The following is a 25,555-nucleotide window of genomic DNA, read 5'->3' on the forward strand; positions in this document are numbered from 1 at the left end:
CGCACTCCAAATACGACACTGAAATCCTTTACGTTGAATACCTAGACGCGATGCCTCTGAAATCCGTCCAACGTATTCTGGAAGAACCGCGCAAATGCTTCGGCTCGAATTTTCCAGCTCCAAGGCTTGATGGATTCCAGATTCTCTGCAGCCAGCTTGGCGAACAATGAACGGTCTTCATGGAACTTGCGAATGGCGGCAGCGATGGCTTCGGGCGTCCGCTCCGAGACAATGAACGCCTTCTGTTCCGGCCCCATCACTTCCGGCACGATGCCGACGTCCGTCGAGACGACAGCTACGCCGCAAGCCATGGCCTCGAGCACAGGGTTGGGCGTTCCTTCTATTGCCGACGGACACACGTAAAGATCGATGGAATGGTAATACCCAGGCATGTCGGCATGGGCAATGAAACCCGTTTGCCGATCCGCGAACCGTGTTTCGATCGGCACACCCTGTTCGCGCAGCAACTCGATCGCCGGCAACAGGATAGAGTGAAACCCCTTCACATCGGGCAGCTCCGAAGCCCACTTGCTATTCCCCGCCCAACCTACAACGATCGGCCGGTCACCCATATTCTGGTAGTACGCGGGACTGCGCGGCTCAAAAAGCTCCAAATCGACGCCATCCTGCGCCACGCACGCCGGCGCCGGCATACCCGGTATCGTGCCGTATATGCCGGCGAGCCGCTCCGACGCCACCGTATAGCCCGTCGCTCGATCCCGGAAAAAGGGAATGCGTTCGACGATTTCACCGCTATCCAGATGCAAATGATCGTAGACCGAGGTGGTCACCGGCTTGTTCTTGATGAACCGCCGCTCGAAGTCTGCAAAACTGATGCCAGTCCGTTGAATGCAGCCATGCGTCCATTCATGATCGACGAGGCGCAGATACTCGCGCCAGAAGAAATGCACCAGATGACACTCCGCGGCGGCCATGAATATGTGCCCCACCTCCGGCAGATCCTGCGAGGAGATCACTTTGAAGTCGAATCGATCTCCCAGATGGCGCTGCAGTTGGCGCGCGATATTGGAAAACGCCCATCCCTCGACATCGATGACCAATGCAATCTTTGGCCGGACCGCCGACGATGGCGGCTCGGTCGCAACAACCGATTCCTGGGATGGCTCGCTTAGACCCAGAGTTTCGTGACGCAACGCCAGCCAATGCTCCAGCCCGTCGCCCCAGATATCGAAACCGTGCTTGCGTTCCATATAGCGCGCCGATTGGTAGATGACGTTGCGCGAGAAACGCTCCCGCTCATAGTCTCGGTCGCTGTCGGAAACTGGTGGGGGATGATCGTGAATCAGGCCCAGCACGGAAGTCGTACCGACCTTGTAGCCTTCCTGGAACAAGCGAATGGAGAAATCGATATCCTCGAATCCCACGAACATGTTCTCGTCGTAACCGCCCAAGCGTCCAAACGTCGACTTCTTGAGCACACAAGCGCCGCCCAACAGGAACGTCGACAGAAACGGTTCGAGTGCGTTCGCGTCCAGCACCGCCTGCCTGCAGGCGCTGCCTGCGCCCAGGTGCAAGCCCGCCGGCTCAGTGCATACATACAGGTGTCCGCCCGCGGCAAAAACCGTCTGACCGTCGGGATTAAGCAAGGGCACATTCAGGAAATGGCAACCCAGCGTGGCAATATCTTCCTGGATCCTGGGCAGGATATCCATCGTGAGAAAAATGTCATTATCCAGACACAATACCCATTCCGTGCACACCTCGGGCATGGTCCGATTGCGCCCCCCCGCCACGCCGTAGTTCTTGTCCAACCGCACGATGCGGGTACGGAACGGCATTTCCTCGCGGATCGCGTGTAATTGATCCACGGTTTCCTGGCCGGAACCGTTATCAATGATCAGGAATTCGCCAGCAAATTTCGGAATGTGCTGCGCGACTGAACGAAGAAGCTTCTCGGTCAGTGCGGCTCGGTTAAGCGAAAGGCAGCTGATGGTGAGGTTAACGCCATTTGGACCAATGTTTGCCAAGCTACCCGGCTGTTGATGCAGTACTCGATGTCTGTCGTCAGAAACATACGAATAGGACCTCAACCCGGGCACCAGCAGGTTCTCAATTGCCACGACCACTCTTCCAGAGATGACGGTATAAGAAAACCATTATTTTACGTAACCATGACGGAATTGCAGAACTGATTCTTGCGTATCGCGCAGCAGCCCATTCCAATTCACTGTTGCGTTGAGTCAGTATGGCATGTGATTGTTGAAGTATTTCGTGACTATGTTGAATTGTTGCGCTCGTCTGCTCAAGCGCAGAATAATTCTGTTCCGCCACTGTCAATCGGTGAACGCGGTCGCCAAGTTGTTCGCGGGTTAGTTGCAGCTCCAAGCCCAACGCTTCCACACGCAATGAAGCGGCACGCAATTTGTGCTCCCAGTCGATGCGTTCGCCATTGTGCTGTTCGAGTGCCGCGTGCTTCTGTACCAACTCAGAGTGGACCCGCTCAAGTTCGGAGTGGTTCTGCTCCAGCAATGTCAGGTGGTGGACACGCTCCCCGAGCTGCTCGCGCATGAACTGGAACTCGACGCCCATGGCTTCCACGCGCAGTTCCGCTGCCCGCAATCCACTGTCCAAATCGGCCTTTTCGATCCGATGCTTGGCCTCCTGCGCAGCCAGCGCCTCTTTCACTGAAGGCATATGGCCCTGGAAGATGCCGGTACGAAACGAATCCATGGATAGCGGCAGAATAGCCGCGCCAGCGCTGACGCCTCCTTCGGCAAGCTCCCCCTCCCCCCAAAGCCCCAGGAAATAACTGGCGTTGGCGGGTTGCGGACCCGCATTGCGGTCAGCCGGCACCATAAAGCCCGCCGTCATGGGAACCGCTTTGAGCATTTGCAGCTGCCCACCTTTCTCCTCGTCCGACGGATAACGCTCGTAACCCACATTCAGGAAACCTGTCGCCGGCCCTCCCAGAAACCACCCCCGGGCCTCACCGAGCACGCCTTCGGTCTGCGACTTGAACTCGTCAAAATGATATTTCCGCAGGTGGTATGGATTTTTCTCTTCGTCAGTCGGAAAATACCACCAGTCATTGGGACAACTGATAGCAATGAATCCCTCGGGTTTCACCAGGCGTTTAAGGTTGCTCAGGAACTTAATGGGATCGCTAACATGCTCAATCGTCTCGAACGACACGATAAGATCGAAGCTCTCCGGTTCGAACTTATCCAGCAGGGTCTCGCCCTCGCTCTGCACGAAGCGGACATGCTCACCGCTGAAATGAGCATTTGCCGCTTGCAACGCTTCAGCCGAAACGTCTACCCCCACCACCTCGGCCGCGCCCCAACGCGCCAGCAAATGGGATCCGTACCCCTCGCCGCATGCAATGTCCAGCACGCGTTTGCTCAAGCAATAAGGCCGGGCAAAGGAGTACCTAGCGATATGAATGGCGGCTTCCAGCCCGTCATATCGTGAACTCTGATCAAAGCTCAATCGTTCCATTCTATTCTCTCAATATCGATGGCTAATTCGTTCATCGCGCTGCTTCGAGCTTGAATTCCCACTCGCGCGGCAACGACACTATGCCCACCGCCTCAAAATTGTCCACAACCTGAAACGCGCACACATTGGTCGCATCGGCGTGCACCACGAATCCGCCCTCGTCATTGATTGCCACCCGCCACTTGTAGCTTCCACCTAAAAGCGGAAAAGCGGGAAATTTCACAGAATAGGTTCCGCTTGCACACCCATCATGCGGGAGCATGCCTTCCATCAACGTCGTGGTGCCGCAGATATAAAGTCCATCGTGACGATAAAGATTGAACACAAAACTGATTTTTTTTGGCACATGGCTGCTCAGCGCATGAAATGCTACGTTCAGCCGTAAATCCTGCCCTGTTTCAATTTCCGCGATGCGCTCATCGCTGCCTTCGCGCGTGAGCCAGACATCGTCGATCACGAAGAGCTTTTCGGGTTCGCGCGTCGGTGCAGGGTTGGGCGCAGCTTGCACGGCGGGCTCCTGCATCACGGCTTCTTGAACCTCAGCCGCGACAACCGCCTCGTCGTCCGCCCCCACGCCTGCGTCGGGCGCGTCCTCGGGAGAAGACGTATCCAGCACATCCAGCTCCTTCGGCATCGCGGCGGTGTGGCCATGACCTGCCGCAGTCTCGCGCTCTTCGAACTCGCGCAAAGCGGCCTGCATGTCGATGGTATAGCGGTCGATGACGCGGCCAGCTTGCCCAAATTCGATCTGGCGGCCCTGGTTCAGATAGAGGGCACGGTTGCAGATCGACTTCACCTGATATTGGTCATGCGATACGAATAGGATCGTGCAGCCGGCATCCCGGATGTCGTAGAACTTCTTCAGGCATCGGCGCTGAAATGCCGCATCTCCCACAGCCAGGATCTCATCGACGATCAGGATTTCCGGCTCCGTATGCACTGCCACCGAAAATGCCAAGCGCGCGAACATGCCGCTGGAATACTTCTTGACCGGGCTCTCTATGAACTCGCCGATATCCGCGAATGCAGCGATCTGATCGAAGCGGTCATTGATCTGCTCATGCGTCAGTCCAAGCAGGGAGGCATTGAGATAGACATTCTCCCGCCCGGTGAACTCCGGATTGAACCCGGCGCCCAGCTCCAGCAGCGCCGCCACTCGCCCATGGGTTCTTACGGATCCCGTGGTAGGCGTGACCGTGCCGCAGATCATCTGCAGCAAGGTCGACTTCCCCGATCCGTTACGACCGACAATACCTACGGTTTCGCCCTTCTTCACATCAAAGGACACGCCCGAAAGAGCCCAGAAGTCTTCGGAATAGCTCTTGGGTTCACGCCCGAACAGATTTGCGCCGCGCGCGAACAGCGCCTGCTTCAACCTGTCCTGAGGCTTCGCGTAGATTGAATAGCATTTGCCCAGGTTCTCTACATGAATCGAGGTGTTATCAGAGGACATCAGCAAACCCCCTACGGACCTTCTGGAACCAAGCCAGGCCTAGAAAAAATATGACGGTCCCCACCAGCGTGTAAATCCCCCAGGAGAGCCAATCCATCGTCTTGCCGAAGATCAGCACATTGCGGGTCTCTTCCACAACGAAGGTCATCGGATTGAGCTTGACGTACCCCTGCATCCGCTCGGGAATAGCGGACAAGGGATAGAAAATAGGCGAGACGAACGTCAGCACGATCGTCAGCAGCGACACCGCTTGCGCAGTATCGCGGATGTATACGCCGAGCCCTGCCAGGAACCACGAAATCCCGAGAGTGAACAAGGCCAGAGGGACGAGGACCATCGGGAAATACACTGCGGTCCAGGGAATGTGCCCTAGAAAAATGAGTTGGGCGATGACCAACACGACGAAACTCACCAAAAGGTGAAACACCGCGGAGCCGAAGCCGATGACAACCAAAGTCTCCAGCGGAAATACGACCTTTTTCACATAAGTGACGTTGGACAACACCATGGAAGGGGCTCGGTTCAGGCATTCGGCGAACAGGTTGTTCACGATCAGCCCGGCGAATAGAATTACCGCGAAGTCACCATGGGATTGTGTCATGGACGCTCCCGCCCCAGCCCACTTGGCCTTGAACACCACCGAAAAAACGAAGGTGTAGACCAGCAGCAACAGCAACGGGTTGAAGAAAGACCAGGCCAAGCCAAGCACTGACCCACGATAACGGCCCAGCACTTCGCGCTTTATCATCTGCAATATCAATTGCCGATGGCGGGTCAGCATGCCTCGCAGCAGCTGGAGCACTTCCATAATCAAGACAGACCTCTCATAATCGATAATTCTTCAGTTTGCTCGACTGCTCGACTGCGGCCGCAACGCTTTCAGCCGCCGCGCCGCTCGTCCCCGTATGGACCTGGCACGCCGATAGTTTCTGGTTACGAAACTCCCCAGGCGGGCCAGGGCGGTAATGACCGAGGCTGGCAAGCCGCCGATCTCATCAAGTGATTTTCTTACTTGCGCGTCCTGGCCGGTCGACGCATTCCACTTGGCCACCGCGTACTGCGCGATGCGCTCCTTGCGCACGAAATCGCGATTGCCATTCAGCAAATAGGAAAACTGTTTTGGACCTGGATAAGAGGGCGTTTCATCCTCCATGCGGATCCACGGCCGTGGGATTACCAAGCCCGGCGCCCCGTCGCTCGTCAAATCCCACAGGTACTTCAATTCTGCATACTCGCCGACGCCTGCATCAAATAGATCGAGTAACAGCCGTCCAGCTTCCGTTCGCATCACACTACGCGTAAAGGGGCTGCGCCCCGAGGTGGGAGCAACATCAAGGAACAGGGGCAATGCATAAGCGTGAAGGCTGGCTCCTTGGTAACGCCAACAGCTTACATAGGGGAGGTCCGGCCGAGCCGCCAATACGCGCGCCGCGACCGTCAAAAACCGCGGATCCACGCGATCCGTTGCGCGCAATACGAGCAACGCATCCAAGGCCCTCACGGATTGCAGGTCCAGCGCACGTCCCGACGCATCGACACAATGCACATTGCTGCCAAAAAGCAGCGCCGACGCCTCATCCGAACTTGCGGCGACGCGCAGCAGCACAGCGACTTCACAACCCGCCTGCGACAGAGTTTCACGTGCATGCCGGGATGCCTCGAAACTGTCTGCCACGACCAGCGCCAGGGTCCGGACGGTCGTAGTCGATGCGGATACGTCTTCGATCGCGGCGGGCATGTCGTGGTAAACGCTAGCCACTTCGTCCGTTACGACGGGATAGGGATAGGCCAGCGTAGCCCTTAGCGCCTCGTCGTCCCACATCCGATCCATGCAAGACAACAACGCATCCGAAGAGCCGGCGTCGAACGAAAGGCAGTTGCGCTCATTCTTAAAAAAGTCCGCAAAGCCTGGAATATCGGAAACAACCAGCGGCACGCCAGCCGCATAAAGCTCATGCGCCGCGTAGCAGAATGACTCGTAGCGATTGGGAAAAACGGCGAACCGGACCTTCTTCAACAACTGCTCCACCTCCGCATGTTGCATATGGCCCAGAAAGTGAAATCGCGCGCGCAGGTCCGTCGGAATCCGACGGGTCAGATAATCGACATACGGATACGCACCATCCGGCGGTTGATTCGAGTCGCCGCCCAGAAAATAAAATTCTGCCGGTAGCTCCGGCCGTTTGCGCAGCCACGAGATGGCGGCATCCACCAACAGGTCCACACCCTTTATCGCGAACAAGCGCCCGTAAAACAGCACTCCTTCGGCCTGTGGCTCGACCTGCACAGGTGCAAGCGTCTTGCGCAACGGCGGCACTGCGACAGCTTGGCGACCCTGCGTACGCGGGTATAGAGGCTTGAGCGACCGCTCGTAAAAAGAGTTGGACGGCACGATAACCGTATCGGCCAAGGCCAGCGAAGCCCGCTCCAACGAATAAAGCGCGTACAAATCGGGATGCAGCGAATTCGTCAAATCGACGGTATCCATTGCCTCAATCGTGGCATGGAATCGCACCGCCATCCGCGTCCCTTTGTAAGCCTCTAAAGCAATTTTCTCGTTCAGAGCATAGAATGCGGTGCCGTAATAGTCGAAGAACTCAATCAGCTCGGGCGTTTCCAGCGCATGCACGCGCAGAGCTGCCTGATGCAGCACATACGCCCGCCAGTCGTACCAGGAAGTAAATCCCACCGGGTCCATGGCCTCGCCGCCCACCAGCGACTGAGCACGATACGCCACGCAATTGTGCGGATTCGGGAGCTTGAGGCGTTCAACCTTTTCGAACCGTTCAAATATGTCTTCGGCAACATCAAGCAGGAACACCACACGGTCGCCCGCCGCGAGTAATTGCGTCGCCAGATTGTGCAATAGCGCACCGCAACCGCCGCGGGTCACGGGGTACAGCTCGTAGGTAACGAAACAAATGGTATGCATCAGGCCAGGAACCGCGCGATCGTCTCAGCCGCCGCGGCGTTGTGCCGCAGCGCGTAGACGCGGTAAGCCTCCATGATCGCGTCCCGTTCTAGCAGCACCCCCTTGATCCGCTCGGCAATCTCCTTGGCATCGTCCGGCACCCGCACAACGAGCTTTTCATGCAAGTAGGGATCATCCTCGAAGTAGGGCGTATTCGGTCCGACGATGCAAGGCACCCCCGCAGCGAAGCTCTCCAGCGGTAGCATCGGCGCGCACTCGTTCAAGGTGACATACAGATTCACATGGCAGGTCGCCAAGTGCTGCGGCATTTGGGCTTGCGGCACCATGCTGCCGACGAAGTCATAGGCAACGCCAAATTCCTGGCAGAACTCCCGCATTCGAGGCGACGCTACCGAGCCCACAACCATTGCGCCATCGATCATCGAAGCCGCAGCAAGCATCTCATAGGGGGGCTTGTGCTTGAGTTCGGATATGCTCCAGATACCCAGCCTGGCAGGTCCGGCAGCGAGCTGCGAAGCGCCCGACGGCACTTGGCGGTATCCATTCAGCAAATATCCCGCTTCCACGCCGTTATGGCGCAGCACTTCATCCTGTCCGCGCTTGACGCAACCGATGCGCCGGATCTTGCCCTGCCGCTGTAGCGCACAGACCAGACGGAAGCTGCGCCAGGCGTAGTCTTCGCTAGCCTGCATGAACGTGCCGTGCCACACCGCGTAGAGCGGCAGATGGTTGGCCTCGCGGTGCAGCGCCTCCACCAGATACTGGTATGTGTAGGGAAAACCCTGAAACACGATGGCCGAAGGCCCTCGTTCGGCCAGGCGCAACGCCAGAAGCTGCGCATAAGCCGGCGTCAGATCATCGCCCACGCACAGCAGATGCTCGAACATTTGGGTTGCCGAACTGCGTATGCCCAGCCAGTCCGGGTGGGCCACGGCCACCGGCTCGCCTGCTTGAATCGCTTCCAACGCCGCCAGCATGTCCGGCGGCAGCTGCACAGGGGGAACTCGCTGCGTTTGCACGGGGGACACGGTCGGTACAGCCGCAGGCGACTCGGCTGCTGTACCGGCAACCTCGGTCTTACTGCGGGCCAACATGCGATAGAGCGTTCCCAAAGGGCTACGTGAGAGCATTGACCCAACGCGATACGCGGTGGACTGGCTGATCTCGTCATACCGCTGGGCCAACTCGGCAAGCTGCAGTTGCGATTGAGCCAGTTGCGCCTCCAATCGCTCTATCGCCGCAACATCGGGAGAGGTGAGCGAACTAGAAGGCGCTGACGACTCAGCTCCTCCCGAAGAACGGGCGGCAGGCATCGGACGAATAGTCATGTAGTTGTACGTCAAGGATCGGAACGGCCGGACCGACAGCGACGAAGCGGTATCACCTGAACAACGGCTTCCATCGAGCCACGGAGTGTCGGCGAGGTTCCGCACGCGACATGCCGCAGAAGAACGACTCACACAAGCGCCAGGATTTTAGTTCAAAAAGCTCAGTTAGCGATGATGAAACCAGCCCGTTGTCATTCTGCTGTCATTTTGTATAGATATTGCCAGATTTTTCTTTGCGTGACTTCCTGGCACCCCAGAAGCTCTGGAAGAGAGTCATATAGATGGACGGGGTACGGCCACACCCGCCAGCCAGCGCATAAATAAGTAATTCGCCACAAAGGTAAATGGAGTGACGATTATTTTCGCTATAACAGGATGAACTTCTAGACTGGATATCAAATTTACTGCCAACGACGCCGCGGCAACAGCGACGACCTGATACGTCCAATAAGTTAGTAGTTTTCGGAAAACATAACTTCCGCGGTATTTAAATATCGGACGCAGCGAAGAAAAATAAACAAATGTGACCGCAACTGTCGCAGCGATTCCATTCGCGTAGCCTGGAATCATCCCAACATTGCATAAGAAGGTAAAAATAGAAAAATCGATCAACCAGCCTATGCCGGATATCATGCCAAATTTAATGAGCACGATGCCCCTCCGCAGAACGCAAACGCCATTCCGTCCATGCCAGCAAGGGCAGTAACGTTCCCAAAATCTGCAATTCCGCCAAGTACAGAAAAACCGATGCCGGCTGCATTAACCAGAAAACTGCCACACGCAGAAGCAACGCGGCCGCGAGCAGCGCAGTTGCGGGAAAACGACGGAATCCAAAAAGCAACACCAAAGCAAACAATACCTGCGGCCCTCCCAGCGCGATGCGTTCATACCAACTATGGACTTTCGTCGTCATCTCGGGAAACAGATGCGCTGGCGGCCGATACCCTGCGAGAACCACCATACTTTGCCAATGAGCATCTTTTCCAGCCAAGTGGTCAAAATATGGAGGCTGTACAAACGGACGATCAATGTACTTTTGGGCCAACCATGCAGATGCGGCATCCATGCCCAGAGCCTTAAGGGAAGTGATCGTACGGAGCGTCGCAAACTCAACGGGATGCTTTATGGCATTCATGAAAAAGGCTTTCTGCAACTCGGCCAGGATCTCCGGCGTTCCCTGCCCCTTCTCCGTTTGGTGCCAGTAGACCACGTCCGATGGTGTCCAATGTTCAATCGAGTAATCCACCTTGAGCACCTTGTTCAAGGTCGCCGACAACTCTGCGCGCTCGTCGGGCGTAAGAAAGTCGCCACGCAGCATTCCCACCAGTGGGTTGACAAACGCCGACTGCTTATACAGCCTCATCTCCCCTTGCCCCCCGTCGCCACTATCCATCACATATCGCACAACTGCAGGCGTCACACCCATCCAGAGTACCGCGATTGCCAGACATGCCGGCAGTGTTCGCCGCCACCCTCGCCCCAACGCGAAGCCCGCCAATAGCGTCCCTACGAAAACGACATTATCCGTGCGTAGTAAGACCGCCATCGCTCCAAAAATGGCCAGGAGACAATATTGCAATGCCGGTAGCGATGAGCCTATCGAGCGATACCGGATCAACAATGCGAATGCATATATCCCAAAAGCGCTGAGTGCCACCCCGTTGACTGCATCGCGCAATTCGGTTGCGGCGACCATCGTGGTTCCCGTAAGCAAGGGCATGCCGGCTAGATAGGCACATACAAGCCAACCTTTCACACCTGCATGCAACGAACGCACCGCGACCCACAGCGTAGCCACACCGACCAACAGTACTTTCAACAGTAGAGATAACTCTGGCCCACCGAGATTGAGCATGGCAGAGATGTACAGGGGATACCCGACGCCATACCACAAGGCCATGCCACCGGTGCCATGCTGAATAAACGGACTGATAGCATCCCAACCAATAATGCCCGGCCACGTTACTCCGATGGTAAACAATGCCCAAGTGACGATAATCGCCAAGCAACAACCCGCGGCCGAACCTTGGACGCGGTCTCTCGGCATGCGCAGCAGCTTGTATACCTCGCCCAGCGGAAGCAATAGCAACACACACAACCCGGCGATCAACGATGTGGCGAACCGTCGAGCCTGATCGGCATGGGACAAGGGCGATGAAATTCTCGGATAGGCAAATTCATCAGCCCAAAGGGAATGCAAGGACGCGAAAGTCAATGAGCTGGAGGACAATCGCAAAACCGCCGCAGGCGCACCAGGGACGTTTATCCGCACCCGTTCTATGGCTCCCACGGGCCCGGTCCAGGCGCCGTACTTCAGGTATGCGCTCGACCAGGCTACCAACATGCCATCTTCATACGGCCAGCACACTAGGAAACGCCGACCAGCCGCAGAAGCGCCATCCTTTCCGGCGGGCAGATTAGGGGCCGCAACTACAAACTCCGTTCCTGCACTCATGACTCCTTGGACGCTAACTTGCCTATGTGTGGCAAACTCCGCAACCAGAGGCCGGTCCGGACTGCATGTAAGCGAGGTTGCCACCGCCCCGCCCCCACCTTCTTGCTTCCAAATTGCTAGCGGAGCGATGTTCGTTCTTAGAGTCAACGCAGCGGCATCGCGCGAAACCACAAATGCTTGGTTTGCATAGTTTCCAATCGGCAAGGGCAGTCGCTCCGCATAGCCGGCGCCCGTACCGAGGAATGCCGTCGCGTCACCGGTCTTCTCCGTTGCCGCCCCCACATCGACGAGCAGCAACTCTACATCGCCCGCAGCCGACATGTGTGCTGTACTTAGCCAGGCGAGAATACCAGTCAATATTGCGGCGTAAGCCACGCAATACCGGAAACTCAAGGGTTTCTTAGCCGTGCGGGCACATAGCAAGAAAAGAGCCCATGCAAACAGAAAAGTAGACAACGCCCTGAACGGCACGGAAATAGGGGCCGCAACGGGCTTCGGCAGCGCCACGTCCACGCTATCAGGCGTTGGAGAATAGAGGTCAATTCTGGAACGTTGACCGTCAGTTGCAACTTCAACTACGCCGGAATATGGACCTTTTCCGAACCGGATGACCGCCCCCTCAGACCAGCGGCCCGGAACTCGAATAGTCTTCTCCGTACTTTCGAAGCCAACCACGGCGTTGCCGCGAGACGCCCAGCCGTCAAAGCCCTTGACGCTCAACTCCTGCGAAGGCTGACCCAATCCAGCCATCCAAACCTCTGCTGCCAACGCTGCAGGATGCTTCTCCCCGGTGACTGTCAGCGTGACAGTCGGGTATGTAGAAACAGAAGGAGCTGCCTGCCAAAAGGCCAGCGCGGACAGAACGGCGACTATTGCGGGGAACGCCAGCATCCCCAAGGGCGGCCACTCGCGGTTCGGCAGGAGAATGGCTCCAAGGACGACCAATGCTAGCAGCACAAGCGGCCCCCGAGCGGACAGCGTGTCGCCCGATGCCAGCACATAAGCTCCGGCCAATACGACCAAGAGCCCCCCTGCAAACAGAAATTTCCGCATCATATGTCCGCGCATTTCCAGACCGTCACAGGACCGGAGGCTGTGCCTCCAAGAACTGCTTCAGTTCAGCAGGAGTCCCCAAAGGGATCACTGCCGACAGCGGCAAGGGCTGCACATATACCTGCTTATCCTGTTCCAGCATCCGGTTATACATAGGAGCGATGTAACGTTCGCCCTTGGCCAGACCTTGTCCATCACTAAAGAAATCGCCGTACAGCTCACGGTAAAGCGCGATTGAACTAAAGCCGTAAAGTCCAACCGTGGCCCAATTCGAAATGCGTTCCTTTTCGCGCATTTCCGTTACGCGCATGTTCTCGTCGACACGCGCGAAACTCCAACCATTTCCCGCGCCCTCGAAACACGGAATCCAACCGTCGCCTCGAACATTCTCAGGAGCAAGGCTGTCGGGATGCACGAATGTGTCAATGTTGTAGACAAATACCGGCACGTTATCGTTGTGAGCCGCATTCATCCCTAACATGGCGGTCGTTGCTTGTCCGTCCGTAAGGCCGTCGATCTCCACAATCTGCGGCTCGACAATGGTTAGCCGTGCGCACTCTGCCTTGATGAACTCGGACGCTTGATCCTGCCTTTGCACAATAAAAATGGGCTGCGCCTTCACTTTCCAAAACTGGCGCAGACTCAACATCGACCACGCGAACAAAGTGCGGCCATGCGCCTCGATCTGGTACTTTGGGACATCCCAGCCAGCGTCTCGAAACCTCTTTCCCATACCGGCCATCGTGATGATTACGATCATTCCTTTCCCTTCTCGACGCCCAGCAAAGCGAGTATTTCTTCGTAGTTCAGACGGCAAAACTCGTCAGGCCTGATAGTGCGATCATCTACGTAGAATCCGTCAGTTCCAGGCCAAGGCTTTCCGAGATGCACTTCGTTGAAGGGAATATCGTGTTTCTTCAGCCAATCCACGAGTACTGGTAGGGTATTGGCATTGAGAAGGCCGGCATTTCCTTGATACGTCCTCATATTCCGTGACGAATTCAAAACAATATAGAAACCAGCACGGCTATATTCCTTGAGCTTATCGACGACGGACCAAATTGGTTCAACGTCCGCATATGACTGCTCGGGGCGTCTTATCTCGCAGAGTGTTCCATCGACATCAAAAACCAATACCTTCTCGCTGCGAATCATAAAATCAACTCCAATACGCCTTATCTTCAACCTGATCAAGTATGCGCTGCGCGTTCAGCAAAAACGCCAATACCTTCAAGGGCGATTCGCTATGCAACGGAGTCATACTAATGAATAGCGAGGCTTCGAACAGCCGCACGAAGCGAGGCACGAACCCGGCTTCCTCACAGTGCTTCCGAAACGTGCGGATATACGAAGTGTGGTCGCCGTCCTTGATAACCAGCTGCGGCCGGTTAACGTCGTCCAACTCGATTCTGAACAAACCTGCATTGATAAAGTCGTATGCCCCCTCAACGGAATGCGAAAGCTTCGCAATATCATAGTAGGCAGGCATGTACAGGTCTTCGAGACGCGAGCCACCGCGCGCGTCGATGAATTTCATCGTACCTTCCGCGCGCCCGTACAGAATATTTGAAAAGCACAGGTCACCATGGCTCAGAACCGGGCGCGGAAACCTCACATCCTTTGTCAAGAGGGCATATAGGCGTTGGTATCGTTCGAACAGTGCGCGCACCCCGCCAAATGCGACCTTACATTGCGCCTCGAGCCCAGGGAAAATATCCGTACGCTCAAGCGCGCCCACCCTCTCGGCGACCTTCGACAGAAAAAGGCCTTCGTGTTCAGGACTGGCGCCAGAATCAGCACGCTCTACCCGAGCGCTCACAAAATGAAAAATCCGGCGTAGCATCTGCTCAAATTGCTGCACCGTAAACGCACGATGAGTCCATTGCACCGCCACATCCGGAACAAAGAGGCGCTCCATTTTGTAGCTGGCGGTCTCCAACTCTTCCTTGAAACCATAGGGCTGCACGAAGTACCGCTGCATCTCCGCCGGCAGCAGGGCAAAAAAATCGAACTCGCGCCGCAACTTCGCCTTGTCGCTAGAACGCTTGAGTACTGTGAACCGGTCGGTGGCCGCCACGGAATTGAAGTGTCGAACGTCGAACGTGGAAGTGGCTACCGACAGGAACTGCGCCGGGTCCCTCAGATCTGCCATCCCAATATCGTCAGGGACAGGCTCGAGATTCGCCACTAAATCTACCAAGATCGCGCGATGATCTCCTCGGCGCATCGCGTCCAAAAAATCGGCCGCATCCGTTCCCACCAGCACGACGACGGGTAATCCCTCGAAAACATCACCGGCCCCTGCAGCGACCACGACCCGAACCGAACACTCAGCCAAGCAGAGCTTCTCGAGATAGACGGCGAGCGTCGCCTCATCGTTCAGCATGGCAAGGTAGGATGGCACATACACAACCCTGGCTCCATCATGCAGGGCCTTGCGCACTTTATGGTCATCCAGAGAAGTGCCTCGATCCTCCACCAGCAACTGCACATTGGGGCGCAGCCGCTCCACTGCGGCACGGATACGATGACGAAGCGTGCGTCGTCTTACTCGCAAATCTGCGAATCTAGAGAGACTTAGGTGGTGGCTTACATCGCCAGGGACATCGAAAGTATTATCGTAAACAACCAGCGTTGTCATCGCGATTTCCAGTAAAGCCGCGACCATTCAGACGCTGGCGAATATAGGGAAATAGGGCAACCAAGCCAAACACCAGTACCAACAGCGTCTGGGACAATGCAGTCATCGTCCACAACTTCATACCCGCGCTAGATTCTACCTGCGACAAGCCAGGTACCAGCTTAGTGAGAAGCTCAGTAAAGCCCGTAATAGCGGGAAAATCTGGAGCCATGACACTGGCAATGGCAAACAGTTCAAAGGTCCATATCAGCAACGTGAGTATTGCGAAAGTCGCCATGCGTCCTCTGAGAATTCTTCGTGCATCCTCTGCGAATGTCTTCATGTAGGCGATACTCCGCATCAGGCGGACAGCGCGCCGCCCAGAATACAATCGCATGATATGCAGATTTATGCGAGGTAAATTCTCAGGCACGACCCATAAGAAAATTAGCGACAAGGCCACAAACAGCAGTAATACGCCGATGAGCGGCAACAGCAAAGGCCGGGCGTCCTGACTCGAGTACGCCAAGCCGATCGCCGCCAGCGATAGCAATGCGGCATCGAATGCTCGCTCCACCCAGACGACCACCAAGCCAAATCGCGGCCCTTTGGTACTCCACCCGATTTCCAGTATGCGAATGAGCTCCCCCGTCTTAAACGGCATGGCGAGCGAAACAGCGGTTGTATACCAATACAGTCGCAACAATTCCCTCAACCTGCCGCCGCCGATAAGAAGCCACAATCGAGCCATGCGCACCACGTGCGAGGCCAAATACAGAACCAAGCTGACAACCAGCATCTGCATGCCGGCCGGCCCATGCTCGAAGGCTCGCATCACCTGCGGTACAGTGACATAAAACGCCCAAACTACACTACCGACCCCGAGTACGAGTGTTGCAAACCTAAGCAACCTAGAGCATTGACGCATCTTGGGAACCCTGGTCCGCGCGATTCGAATAAACAATCGTGGAAGTGTACTTCCCGCTTTCCCTGCCTGAATGATTCTTCGCAAGGAATGATTTTTTCGCAAAAGCGAATTCAAGCAGCAGCGAGATAGTTCGCTTGGCTTGCCGGAAGAGCTTCACATTGGATAGCTGGTCGTCCTCACGCCATGATATGGGGAAGAACCGCAACGACCAACCCCAGGCAGCTGACGCAAGAATCATGTAGTAATTGAAGGTGAGATCGTTGCCAAAATACCGCCACTGGGATTTTTTCAGGGAGTTTACCTTATACAAATTGAGGCCCGCGCCCAAATCGTAAAGCCGCTGCCCGGCGACCGCCGAAAAAAGGCGATTGAAAACACGATTGCCAAAAGTCCTGAAGGCCGAATAGCCCTGCAAACACGAGCCTTTCATAAAACGCGCCCCTAGCAGGCAATCCACATCCCGATGCTTCCCCGCAGCAATCAACGGCAGCAAGTCGGCGACATTGCCCTGATCATCGCCATGCAATACGATCAAATAATCGAAATCGTGCTCGATCGCAAAATCGAACGCGGCCTTGTGCGAGCCGCCAAGTCCATAATTTTCATCATTCCGAGCAACCTTTACAGGCATCGCCAACTTGTCCGCCGTCTGAATGGCAACTTCCACCGTACCATCTGGACTACGATTATCCAGAACAAGGATTTCGCAATCCAGGCCTTCCACTCCGGATAACTGGGTCAAGGTGCGGGAAATCTGCTTTTCGCACCGGTAGCACGGGATAAAAATCAAGAAGCGCTCGTTCTGAGCCATTCAACCAACCTCAATAGTAAGCACCAAAACCTGGGGAGAGCCGACGTCGGCCGCTACAAACTCAGCGTCGCACTTTTCTCATCGATTTCTTTGCAGCAGCCCGTGCAGCGCGCTGTTTTTGGCTGATCACCATCCACTTCGGCATCCTGAACAGCACTAGCCTACGATAGAGACCAATATACAGAGCCGAAAAGAGCACCACAAATAGCATCAATAGAAGCTCATTCTGCCAAAATAGTACTGCGGGTAGAACCGCGAAGGACGAGAGCAGCCACAGGTATGGCGACGTCATGGCATTGCGTTGCGTCTTGCGCCGGATATCGCTCGAGCCGACCGCCCAGCGCACCAGTCTCTTGTAAATGAGCATGTGCAAATGCACGCCGTCTGGCAGACCAGGAGACTGTCCGCGGAGCAACTTCTTCCGATACATCGAAAACAGCGTCTCGAACACCGGATAGATGCACAACAGCAGGGGAAACCATGCCGACACATTGGGATGCCGCGCGATCATCAAGACGGAAACCACCCCAATCATGAAGCCTATGAAATAGGCCCCGCCGTCCCCAAGAAAAATTAGACCTCGTGGGTAATTCCAGACCAGAAAACCGACGATCGCACCCATCATCCCGACTGAAACAGTAAGAAGCAATCGATCGCCGATATAATAAGATACGTATGCAAAGCCCGCAAAAATCATTACAGAAACAACGGCCGCCAAGCCATTATATCCATCGATAATATTGATAGCATTGGCCGCACCTGCGATAGCTATTGCAGTAACAACAAATGAAATCGGACCAAACTGCAACAACCAGTCGACACCAACAATATTAAGCCGATCGAGCGTGGCGCCCAGAAAATAGTATGCCGCCATCCCCGAAATCATGGCAAACATCAATCTCGACAAAACCCTAACTTTCTTTGTGAAGTCTTCGGCCAAGCCACCCAAAAATGCGGGCATTGAAACCGCCAGCAATATTAGCGGCTCATAATCAAGGGTCGGCTCGCGCAAGGTTGCTAACACCATGACGAGAGCCATCGCACACACAAGGGAGATCCCCCCGACTCTGGGGACGGGGCGGTCGTGATATTTCTGTACGCCTTTCGTTTCATGATCGAGAAAAAAATGACCATGGAGCGCGTTAAAACGCACCAACAACATGGTAACGATCAATGAAACCAGAAAAGCGACAAGCAAGTAAAGCATATTTTATTGACATCCGCTGAACCAGGCATTTTATTAATTAGATTGCCTTGCACTTTCTATTCGATCAACAGATTAGCCAATTTACCCACTTGACCTGTTGCCCTTCACCTGACTGCTTACTACTATCGCAGCCCAAGCGTGGAGGTTATCGTGCCATACGCGTTATATAAATACCTTTTCTGCAACGTAAATAACGCGAAATTGCTTTTCTTTCGTTGCAAGAAGAAGCGGCGGGCGCGAATTTGAACCTGCCATGCGTATCGCATGACGGTCACACTACGATCCACGCGGCCCGTCACGACTTCCTAAGCACTACAAGAAAAGGCTCCGTACCGACGCGGCCAGATCGTAATGCGCAACGACTGCCGCGCGAAAGGGGTAACGACGACCGCTGTGTGGTGAACACCACACATCGTCACAATCCTATTGATGCGTCCCCCCAACACTGCAGTGTCGCCGCAGCGTGCTCGAACGCTGAAATTGTACCCGCCCGCGCGAGCCCGCGTCCAACCACGACGAAACCCCAAATGCATGATTTTGTACCTAGACCTGCCTGAATTGTGACCCCTAATAAACGATAGCTCAGGACGGCCAGTTTCCTTTTCCGCAGCGCCTCACTTGGAACAGAAGTAGTTTTCCGCCGCATTTCAGCGGATTGCGTGGCCTTTTCCGTATTGGTGCATGCGTGTCAGGCAGCGACGTGCGCTTTCGCAGTATCATCACCCGCTCACAGCCACCGGCTCAGCGCCCCGAGTCCTCTGCCTATCTGCACAAATGTGCGCCCAGCGCTGGGACGCAATGCTCATGTTCCGCGCCCTAGACCGGAACGCTGCCCCACCCGCGCGCTACGCGCCGGTAAATTTTCTCTTCTATTTGTTCCGCCGCATGACCCTTGCTCTGGTTCTACTGACAGCCCTGTTGCCCATCGTCAATCTGACGACCGGCGGCGGCAGCGGCCTTTTTTATGCCCTGCTGCTGGCCTGTATGCTGCGCTGCTTCACGCGCGAAGGAGGCATTCAAGCAACCATCAACTCACTCGGCGACAACAAAGCTGTCATCGCTGCGATGTCCCTGCCGTTGATTGCCATCGTGGTCAGCCAACTGGCACACGGAACGGTCCACGCACCGTCATTGGAGCGGGGCGCACGGTTTTCCATCGCCTTTCCCATCATGCTGGGCGCATTTCTCTCTGTCGACCGTCAAGCACTACGGCAGGCAATCTGGGGGTTCCTGGTCGCCGGCTGGGCTGCTACAGCTACCATACTTTGGCTGAGCCTGCCGAATTTCAATCGCCCCGACACCCCCGAGTACAACGCCGTTGGCTATGGCAATTTGCTGCTGCTGACGCTCGTTCTCGTCGCCTATAGCGTGCGTTGGAGCCTCACGCGTCATGCCCGCGCCGAGAAGACATTCAAGACGATCACGGCGATTGTCCTGTTCGGCGCGTTCGTCCTCACACAGACTCGCACCGGCTGGATGGCCGTTCCGTTTTTTTTCGCCATAGGCCTGCTGCTTTTCGGCAATTTCCGCCATCCGCTCAAATTGGTCGGCGTCATTGCGGTCGGCCTTGCCCTGCTCGTCGCTCTGGGCGCCAGCAGTCAGGCTCTGCGGGAGCGGGTTTCGCAAGGCTTCCATGAGGTCCAAGAATGTCAGTCCGCCAACACCATTGCTGACACGTCCGTCTGCATACGCTTCCAGTTGTGGCGCGCCTCGGTACAGATGGTGGAAGCTTCTCCATGGACAGGCCTCGGGTCTACCGACAAATTCCAGAACGAATTGCAGGCCCGCGTGGCCACCGGCGTCGTGTCCCCGTTCGTGGCGTCAGATTTCGGAGAACCCCACAACGACATGCTGCACATGCTGACGAGTTTCGGCCTGCTTGGCGGCATTGCACTGCTGATGGTCTATGGTGTTCCCGCTATCGTTTTTCTTCGCGGATTTGGCGCACGCCATCCGCAAGCATTGCGTACCGCCGCAGCGATGGGGTTGGCGCTGACGGTCGGTTTCGCGATCTTCGGATTGACTGAATTGATGTTCCGAGGCATGCGCACGATCAGCCTGTACGTCGCGCTGGTGGCATGGCTCATTGCGCTGAACACTCCAGACGAAAAGGCGTCGCATCTCGCCAGGCAGTAGCCAAACACGACAAGCAGTATCACAATGGGCATGTAAGGCTCTTCCAAGGAGACAATCATGCGCATTGCAGATGCCCAGTGGATTCCTTCAACCCAGCACCAGACTTGGGACGCTCTGACGGATCCGGCCGTTTTACAGCGATGTATCCCCGGATGCATCGCTGTCGACAAGCGCAGCGACACGGAATATGCGGTCACGCTCCGGGCCAAGATTGCCGGCCTGGACACGGACTATGACGGCGAGATCCTGCTCTCGGACGTCAATGCGCCTGACAGTTGCACCCTGGTGTTCGAAGGCAAGGGCCGCGCGGCCTGTCTGGCCATCGGCACCGCCCAGATCAACCTCAGCACCAAGGACCAGGGCACTCGGGTGGCCTACACGGTCGCCGGGATGACGGGGGGCAAGCTGGCCGAATACGGCGAAGGGGTGGTGCTGAAGGCCGGCGAAAAGATCATCGAAAAGTTCTTCGCCGCCTTCATCGACTACATGGCCGTCCAGCCTCGCCTGGCACCGCCGCCCCCTCCCCCCGAACCGGAGCCGCGCGGGCTGTCCAATTCGCGTTGGTCGTGGATCATGGTGGTGCTGGTCATCGCGGTCTTCTGGGGTTATCACGCCTTCTATAAGTGAAATCCCTGACGCGCGGGTGATATGCTCTGCGGCATGACGCCGCCGCCCGAATCACCGCCCCCCACCACCCCCGCCCATACACGACGCGACCTGCTGATGGGCATGGCGGGGGTTTCGGCGACAGTAGTGCTGGCCGCGCTGGATTCCACCATCATCAGCACCACGCTGCCGCGCGTGGCCGAGGCGCTGAACGGCATGGCGCTGTACGCCTGGGTGGGAACGGGCTATTTGCTGGCCACCGCGGCGTCCATCCTGATTTTCGGGCGGCTGGGCGACATGTTCGGCCGCAAGCCCCTGATGTTGCTGTCGGTGCTGATCGTGGCGCTGGGTTCCATCGCCTGTGGCCTGTCGCAAACCATGACCCAACTGATCATTTTCCGGTCGCTGCAGGGCATAGGCGGCGGGATGATGATCGCGACCGCGTTCGCCGCGCCGGCTGACCTGTTCCCCGATGCCAAGCAGCGGGTGCGCTGGATGGCGCTGGTGTCAGCGGCGTTCGCCATGGCCAGCGGCATCGGCCCGGTCCTGGGCGGGGCGGCGACGCAGGCGCTGGGCTGGCGCGCGGCCTTCTTCATCGCGCCGATCGCGGCCGCGGGCGCCTTCTTCCTGCTGGCCCGCTATTTCCCCCGCATCCGACCGATCCACGACGGCAGCCGCAAGATCGACTGGCTGGGCGCCATCCTGCTGGTGCTGGCGGTGGGCGCGCCGCTGGCCGCGCTGGAATTGGCGTTTGCCAGCGGCGACCACGCCCACCCCATGCTGGGACTGGCCCTGGCCGTGGTGGGCGTGGCGGCCATTGCCATCCTGATCCCGACGGAACGGCGCGTGAGTTCCCCCATTTTCCCGCTGCGCGTGCTGGGCGGAGCCGAATCACGCCTGCTGAACCTGGCGGCGATGATGGTGGGCGCGGTCATGTTCGTGCTGATCTTCTACAGCCCGTTGCTGTTGCAGCAGGTGCTGAACTACACGCCCAGCGAAGCCGGGCTGCTGCTGACGCCGCTGGTTGCCGCGATTTCGGTGGGCAGCATCATCAACGGCCGCCTGTTTCCCAAGCAGACCGAACCGCAGCGCCTGATGGTGTTCGGCGGCTGTCTGTTGGCGGCGGGTTCGCTGATGGTACTGTTGATCTCGCCCGGAACCTCGGCCTGGTGGATCCTGGCCGCCTTCTTCGTCAACGGCTGCGCGCTGGGCTTTCTGCTGCCGAATCTGACCCTGTTCATGCAGATGCTGAGCGAACGGCGCGACGTGGGCGTGGCATCGGCCCTGGTGCAGACCACGCGCGCGATAGGCAGCGCGCTGGGGACGGCTGTCGTCGGCATCATCATTTCCCACAGCACGGTACTAAACGGAGTGCGCGCGGGCCTGGTGCTGTGTATTGTCCTGTCGCTGACCTGCGCCTTGCTGGCCTACCGGGTCAAGATGAAGAACCTGGCTACAAACCGCAAATGAGCCCCACGCGGGACTGAAAATGCGTCAACGCAACTTGCTGGATCTGCTGCTCCTGGCCGCAGTCTGGGGCGGCTCCTTTCTGTTCATGCGCCTGGCGGTCCCGGAATTCGGGCCGATCGCGCTGATCGAGCTGCGCGTGGGCCTGGCCGCGCTAGTCCTGCTGCCCGCCGCGCTGTGGCGCGGCAAGCTGCCAGTCATCGCCCGGCACTGGAAAGCCTTGTTGATGGTGGGCGTGCTGAACGCGGCCGTGCCTTTCCTGTTGTTTGCCTATGCCGCCCAATCGCTGGGCGCCGGCTTCCTGTCGGTGGCCAATGCCGTGACGCCAGTGTGGGGCGCGGTCATCGGCTGGCTGTGGCTCAAGGACAAGCTGCCCTGGACCCGCTGCCTGGGGCTGATGATAGGCGTAGTCGGCATCGTGGTGCTGGTGTGGGACAAGCTGAATTTCAGCGACGGCGGCACGGGGCCGGCGGTCCTGGCGGCAGTGTCCGCGCCGGTGTTCTACGGCATCGCCGCCAACTGGACCAAGCGCTTCCTGACCGGCGTGGATGCCCTGGCCAACGCCACCGGCAGCATGATAGGCGCGACGCTGGTGCTGCTGCCCCTGGCGCTTACCCACTGGCCCGAATCGCCCGCGTCCATGCAGGCCTGGATCGCCACCATCCTGCTGGCGGTGGTGTGCACGGGCGCGGCGTACATCATCTTCTTCCGCCTGATCGCCAATGTCGGCCCCACCGGCGCCGTGAGCGTCACGTTCCTGGTGCCGATCTTCGGCGTGCTGTGGGGGTCGTGGCTCCTGGACGAGAGCATCACGCCGTCGATCGCCGCAGGCGCGGCCATCATCCTGGTCGGCACCGCGCTGGCGCTGGGACTGCTGAAGCGGCGCGCCTGAGCGCCCGCGCTCAGTACTTGTCCGAGGTTCCCGTCAGCGCCACCCCGATACGCAGCAACGTATAGGACATCGCGTCGACCCAGCGCCGCAACCATCCGCGGCGCTGGTACTCGAGCGGCCGGATGAAGCGCCCGCCTTCCCGGATGGCCGTCTCCAGCCGTTCCTGCAGGTCCCAGGAGAAGGGCTGGTCGTCCACCACCACGTTGGCTTCGCGCGCCAGCAACAGGCTGAAGGGATCCAGGTTGGACGAGCCCACCGTCGCCACGTTGTCGATGACCGCTACCTTGGCGTGCAGGTAGCTCGGCATGTATTCGTAGATCTCGATGCCATCGCGCAGCAGCTGGTCGTACAGCGAGCGCGTGGCATGGTATTGCATGCGGTACTCGACCTTGCCCTGCAGCAAGAGGCGCACGCGCACCCCGCGCGCGGCGGCCTTGGCCAGCGCGCGCCGGAACTGGCGGCCGGGAAAGAAATAGGCGTTGGCGATCAGGATGTCGCGGCGCGCATGCGCGATGCCGTACAGGTAGGCGCGCTCGAAGGTCTGGCGAAAGCGCAGGTTGTCGCGCAGCACCAGCGCCGCGCGCAGGTTGCCACAGGGTGCGACGGAGGCGTGGCGCGGCTTGAGCAGCCGCATGCGGTTCCAGTCGCGCGGATGACGGCGCAGGCGCGCCCAGTTCAGCCGCACCCATAGCAGTTCCTGGGCATAGGCGGCTTCGGTTACCAGCGGCCCCTGCACCTGCACCGCAAAATCGAAGCGGGGGCCGGTGAGCCCGTCTGTCGGATCCCGGTCGTCGTAGTCATCCAGGATGTTGATGCCGCCGATGAAGGCGACACGTCCATCCACCACAGTGACCTTGCGATGCAGGCGCCGCAGGCGGCTGCGCGACGGGATATAGCGCGCGAACCAGCGCGGCTCGGGGCGGAAGATGCGGCATTGCGCGCCGGCATTGGTCAGCCGCGTGCGCACGGGGTCGACGAACTCGGCGCTGCCGAAGCCGTCGAGCACGACGCGCACCTTGACCCCGCGCCGGACAGCCGCCTCCAGGCAGTCCAGCACCTGGGAGCCGGTGCGGTCCGGCGTGAAGATGTAGGTTTCCAGGTGCACGCTGACCTGGGCGGCGTCGATGGCCGCGCACAGCGCGGGAAAGAAGTCGGAACCGTTCTGGAGCAACTGGATGTCGTTGCCCAGCGTCCAGTCCAGCTTGGACTGCTCTGCCCTCACGGCAGTTCCAGCTCGGCCAGCAAGGGAGAATGATCGGAAAGCCTGGCCCATTCGCGGCCGCGCAGCACGCGGGCGCTGCGCACGGCAAAGCCGCGCTGGTAGATGCGATCCAGGCGGAACCAGGGAAACACCGCGGGGAAGGTGCGCGGCGGCGGCAGCAGCAGGCGTGAATTGCCATCCATGCCGAGCTGATTGGTGCGTTCCATGACGGATACGCCGCTATTGGGCAGCCCGCGCAGCGCATTGCTCAGGCGCTTCACGGAGTCGCGCAGGCGCGGCAATTCGCCGCCATGGCTGCGCGGGGCATGCGAGAACACTTCGTACAGGCCCAGCTGCTGCACGAACAGGGGCGCCAGGCGATCGCCCCAGTCATTGAAATCGCCCGCGATCAGGATGGGTTCGCCATCCGGCACCATGCGGCGGATGCGCTCGGTCAGCGCCAGGATCTGGCGGCTGCGGCTGCCTGCGAACAGGCCGAGATGCACCACGAAACAATGCACCGCGCGCCCGTCGAGCTCGATGCGCGCATGCAACAGCCCGCGCTGCTCCAGCCGATGGTCGGAGATGTCCTGGTTTTCGTGCTCGAGGATGGGGAAACGCGACAACAGCGCGTTGCCATGGTCCGTCTCGCTGCGGATGGCATTGCGGCCGTAGGCCACATCCAGCCGCAAGGCGGCGGCAAGCGATTCGTGCTGGGCGTCGAGCAGGGATTTCTGCTCATTGCGGCCCTGGACTTCCTGCAGGAAGACCAGATCCGGACGCAGGCCATAAAGGCCCAGACGCAATTCATTCAGGGAGTCGCGACGGCCCAATGCCGAGCGGCCCTTGTGTATGTTGTAGCTGACGACGCGGATGAGCGACATGGAGAATGGCGCCTTTCAAAACTGGGAAACCGCCGGCCGCAAAAAAAGCCCGGCCAGCACCGCCAGATCAGGCGGCGTTTGCCAGATTACTCCAATTCAGAAGACCGTTCCCACCGTCGCGGC

Annotated in this window: 20 protein-coding genes; 4 read left to right on the forward strand and 16 right to left on the reverse strand. The window is 58.0% G+C overall.

Translation table 11 applies throughout. The features are described from left to right. Positions 1-41: 41 nt before the first annotated feature. The 14 genes from IAG39_RS30400 to IAG39_RS30465 all read right to left on the reverse strand — a co-directional run bounded on the left by IAG39_RS30400 (position 42) and on the right by IAG39_RS30465 (position 18,246). Complete coding sequence (locus IAG39_RS30400; RefSeq protein ID WP_124260379.1) at positions 42-2,081, reverse strand: glycosyltransferase; 2,040 nt, start codon at positions 2,079-2,081, stop codon at positions 42-44. Continuing rightward, complete coding sequence (locus tag IAG39_RS30405; RefSeq protein WP_118933521.1) at positions 2,071-3,459, reverse strand: class I SAM-dependent methyltransferase; 1,389 nt, start codon at positions 3,457-3,459, stop codon at positions 2,071-2,073. Before IAG39_RS30405 ends, IAG39_RS30400 begins: the two co-directional genes overlap by 11 nt. 31 nt (positions 3,460-3,490) lie before the next feature. Next, positions 3,491-4,912, reverse strand: a complete 1,422-nt coding sequence (locus IAG39_RS30410; protein ID WP_118933522.1) for an ABC transporter ATP-binding protein — start codon at positions 4,910-4,912, stop codon at positions 3,491-3,493. After that, positions 4,902-5,720: an ABC transporter permease gene (locus IAG39_RS30415; RefSeq protein ID WP_118933523.1), complete on the reverse strand. Its 819-nt coding sequence runs from the start codon at positions 5,718-5,720 to the stop codon at positions 4,902-4,904. Before IAG39_RS30415 ends, IAG39_RS30410 begins: the two co-directional genes overlap by 11 nt. A gap of 33 nt (positions 5,721-5,753) precedes the next feature. Further along, positions 5,754-7,844, reverse strand: coding sequence for a glycosyltransferase family 4 protein (locus IAG39_RS30420; protein WP_118933524.1), 2,091 nt, complete (start codon positions 7,842-7,844; stop codon positions 5,754-5,756). Then, the gene (locus IAG39_RS30425) at positions 7,844-9,070 is read right to left on the reverse strand and encodes a hypothetical protein (protein WP_124260380.1); all 1,227 of its coding nucleotides are present in this window, start codon (positions 9,068-9,070) and stop codon (positions 7,844-7,846) included. The genes IAG39_RS30420 and IAG39_RS30425 overlap by 1 nt, the downstream gene beginning before the upstream one ends. 375 nt (positions 9,071-9,445) lie before the next feature. Then, on the reverse strand, positions 9,446-9,823 hold the full coding sequence (locus tag IAG39_RS30430) for a GtrA family protein (protein WP_124260381.1): 378 nt from the start codon (positions 9,821-9,823) through the stop codon (positions 9,446-9,448). Then, positions 9,813-12,650, reverse strand: coding sequence for a hypothetical protein (locus IAG39_RS30435; protein WP_187523991.1), 2,838 nt, complete (start codon positions 12,648-12,650; stop codon positions 9,813-9,815). Before IAG39_RS30435 ends, IAG39_RS30430 begins: the two co-directional genes overlap by 11 nt. Positions 12,651-12,705: 55 nt before the next feature. Continuing rightward, positions 12,706-13,440: a glycosyltransferase family 2 protein gene (locus IAG39_RS30440; protein WP_118933528.1), complete on the reverse strand. Its 735-nt coding sequence runs from the start codon at positions 13,438-13,440 to the stop codon at positions 12,706-12,708. Beyond that, positions 13,437-13,835 carry a capsular biosynthesis protein gene (locus tag IAG39_RS30445; RefSeq protein ID WP_118933529.1) on the reverse strand — a complete coding sequence of 133 codons (399 nt, stop codon included), beginning with the start codon at positions 13,833-13,835 and terminating at the stop codon, positions 13,437-13,439. Before IAG39_RS30445 ends, IAG39_RS30440 begins: the two co-directional genes overlap by 4 nt. 4 nt (positions 13,836-13,839) lie before the next feature. Further along, entirely contained in the window at positions 13,840-15,321 is a 1,482-nt protein-coding gene (locus IAG39_RS30450; protein WP_124260383.1) for a capsular biosynthesis protein, read from the reverse strand. Next, on the reverse strand, positions 15,296-16,105 hold the full coding sequence (locus IAG39_RS30455) for a lysylphosphatidylglycerol synthase domain-containing protein (RefSeq protein ID WP_223124324.1): 810 nt from the start codon (positions 16,103-16,105) through the stop codon (positions 15,296-15,298). Before IAG39_RS30455 ends, IAG39_RS30450 begins: the two co-directional genes overlap by 26 nt. Before the next feature lie 106 nt (positions 16,106-16,211). Beyond that, positions 16,212-17,039, reverse strand: coding sequence for a glycosyltransferase family 2 protein (locus IAG39_RS30460; protein WP_118933532.1), 828 nt, complete (start codon positions 17,037-17,039; stop codon positions 16,212-16,214). Between the two features lie 61 nt (positions 17,040-17,100). Continuing rightward, positions 17,101-18,246 (reverse strand): MraY family glycosyltransferase, encoded by a 1,146-nt coding sequence (locus tag IAG39_RS30465; RefSeq protein WP_118933533.1) that lies wholly within the window; start codon positions 18,244-18,246, stop codon positions 17,101-17,103. A gap of 804 nt (positions 18,247-19,050) precedes the next feature. Between IAG39_RS30465 and IAG39_RS30470 the strand changes: the two genes are divergently transcribed. From IAG39_RS30470 to IAG39_RS30485, 4 genes are all read left to right on the forward strand, one after another. Further along, positions 19,051-20,382 carry an O-antigen ligase family protein gene (locus IAG39_RS30470; RefSeq protein WP_165867900.1) on the forward strand — a complete coding sequence of 444 codons (1,332 nt, stop codon included), beginning with the start codon at positions 19,051-19,053 and terminating at the stop codon, positions 20,380-20,382. Between the two features lie 57 nt (positions 20,383-20,439). Then, positions 20,440-21,009: an SRPBCC family protein gene (locus IAG39_RS30475; protein ID WP_059374061.1), complete on the forward strand. Its 570-nt coding sequence runs from the start codon at positions 20,440-20,442 to the stop codon at positions 21,007-21,009. Between the two features lie 96 nt (positions 21,010-21,105). Further along, entirely contained in the window at positions 21,106-22,458 is a 1,353-nt protein-coding gene (locus tag IAG39_RS30480) for an MFS transporter (RefSeq protein ID WP_059374165.1), read from the forward strand. A 19-nt stretch (positions 22,459-22,477) separates the two neighbouring features. Then, entirely contained in the window at positions 22,478-23,347 is an 870-nt protein-coding gene (locus IAG39_RS30485) for a DMT family transporter (RefSeq protein WP_059374060.1), read from the forward strand. Positions 23,348-23,357: 10 nt separating this feature from the next. Here IAG39_RS30485 and clsB read toward each other — a convergent pair whose 3' ends face one another. Both clsB and IAG39_RS30495 read right to left on the reverse strand, forming a co-directional pair. Beyond that, positions 23,358-24,569: a cardiolipin synthase ClsB gene (gene clsB / locus IAG39_RS30490; protein ID WP_118933536.1), complete on the reverse strand. Its 1,212-nt coding sequence runs from the start codon at positions 24,567-24,569 to the stop codon at positions 23,358-23,360. Beyond that, entirely contained in the window at positions 24,566-25,432 is an 867-nt protein-coding gene (locus IAG39_RS30495) for an endonuclease/exonuclease/phosphatase family protein (RefSeq protein WP_059374058.1), read from the reverse strand. Before IAG39_RS30495 ends, clsB begins: the two co-directional genes overlap by 4 nt. Between the last annotated feature and the right edge of the window lie 123 nt (positions 25,433-25,555).

It is taken from the genome of Achromobacter xylosoxidans (assembly GCF_014490035.1).
GTDB lineage: Bacteria > Pseudomonadota > Gammaproteobacteria > Burkholderiales > Burkholderiaceae_B > Achromobacter > Achromobacter bronchisepticus_A.

Coding starts and splice junctions, on each gene's coding strand:
- IAG39_RS30495 (WP_059374058.1), bottom strand. CDS start 25,432: ATGTCGCTCATCCGCGTCGTCAGCTACAACATACACAAGGGCCGCTCG.
- IAG39_RS30465 (WP_118933533.1), bottom strand. CDS start 18,246: ATGCTTTACTTGCTTGTCGCTTTTCTGGTTTCATTGATCGTTACCATG.
- IAG39_RS30475 (WP_059374061.1), top strand. CDS start 20,440: ATGCGCATTGCAGATGCCCAGTGGATTCCTTCAACCCAGCACCAGACT.
- IAG39_RS30450 (WP_124260383.1), bottom strand. CDS start 15,321: ATGACAACGCTGGTTGTTTACGATAATACTTTCGATGTCCCTGGCGAT.
- IAG39_RS30460 (WP_118933532.1), bottom strand. CDS start 17,039: ATGGCTCAGAACGAGCGCTTCTTGATTTTTATCCCGTGCTACCGGTGC.
- IAG39_RS30445 (WP_118933529.1), bottom strand. CDS start 13,835: ATGATTCGCAGCGAGAAGGTATTGGTTTTTGATGTCGATGGAACACTC.
- IAG39_RS30420 (WP_118933524.1), bottom strand. CDS start 7,844: ATGCATACCATTTGTTTCGTTACCTACGAGCTGTACCCCGTGACCCGC.
- IAG39_RS30485 (WP_059374060.1), top strand. CDS start 22,478: ATGCGTCAACGCAACTTGCTGGATCTGCTGCTCCTGGCCGCAGTCTGG.
- IAG39_RS30410 (WP_118933522.1), bottom strand. CDS start 4,912: ATGTCCTCTGATAACACCTCGATTCATGTAGAGAACCTGGGCAAATGC.
- IAG39_RS30455 (WP_223124324.1), bottom strand. CDS start 16,105: ATGCAGATGCTGGTTGTCAGCTTGGTTCTGTATTTGGCCTCGCACGTG.
- IAG39_RS30415 (WP_118933523.1), bottom strand. CDS start 5,720: ATGGAAGTGCTCCAGCTGCTGCGAGGCATGCTGACCCGCCATCGGCAA.
- IAG39_RS30470 (WP_165867900.1), top strand. CDS start 19,051: ATGTTCCGCGCCCTAGACCGGAACGCTGCCCCACCCGCGCGCTACGCG.
- IAG39_RS30440 (WP_118933528.1), bottom strand. CDS start 13,440: ATGATCGTAATCATCACGATGGCCGGTATGGGAAAGAGGTTTCGAGAC.
- IAG39_RS30480 (WP_059374165.1), top strand. CDS start 21,106: ATGGGCATGGCGGGGGTTTCGGCGACAGTAGTGCTGGCCGCGCTGGAT.
- IAG39_RS30405 (WP_118933521.1), bottom strand. CDS start 3,459: ATGGAACGATTGAGCTTTGATCAGAGTTCACGATATGACGGGCTGGAA.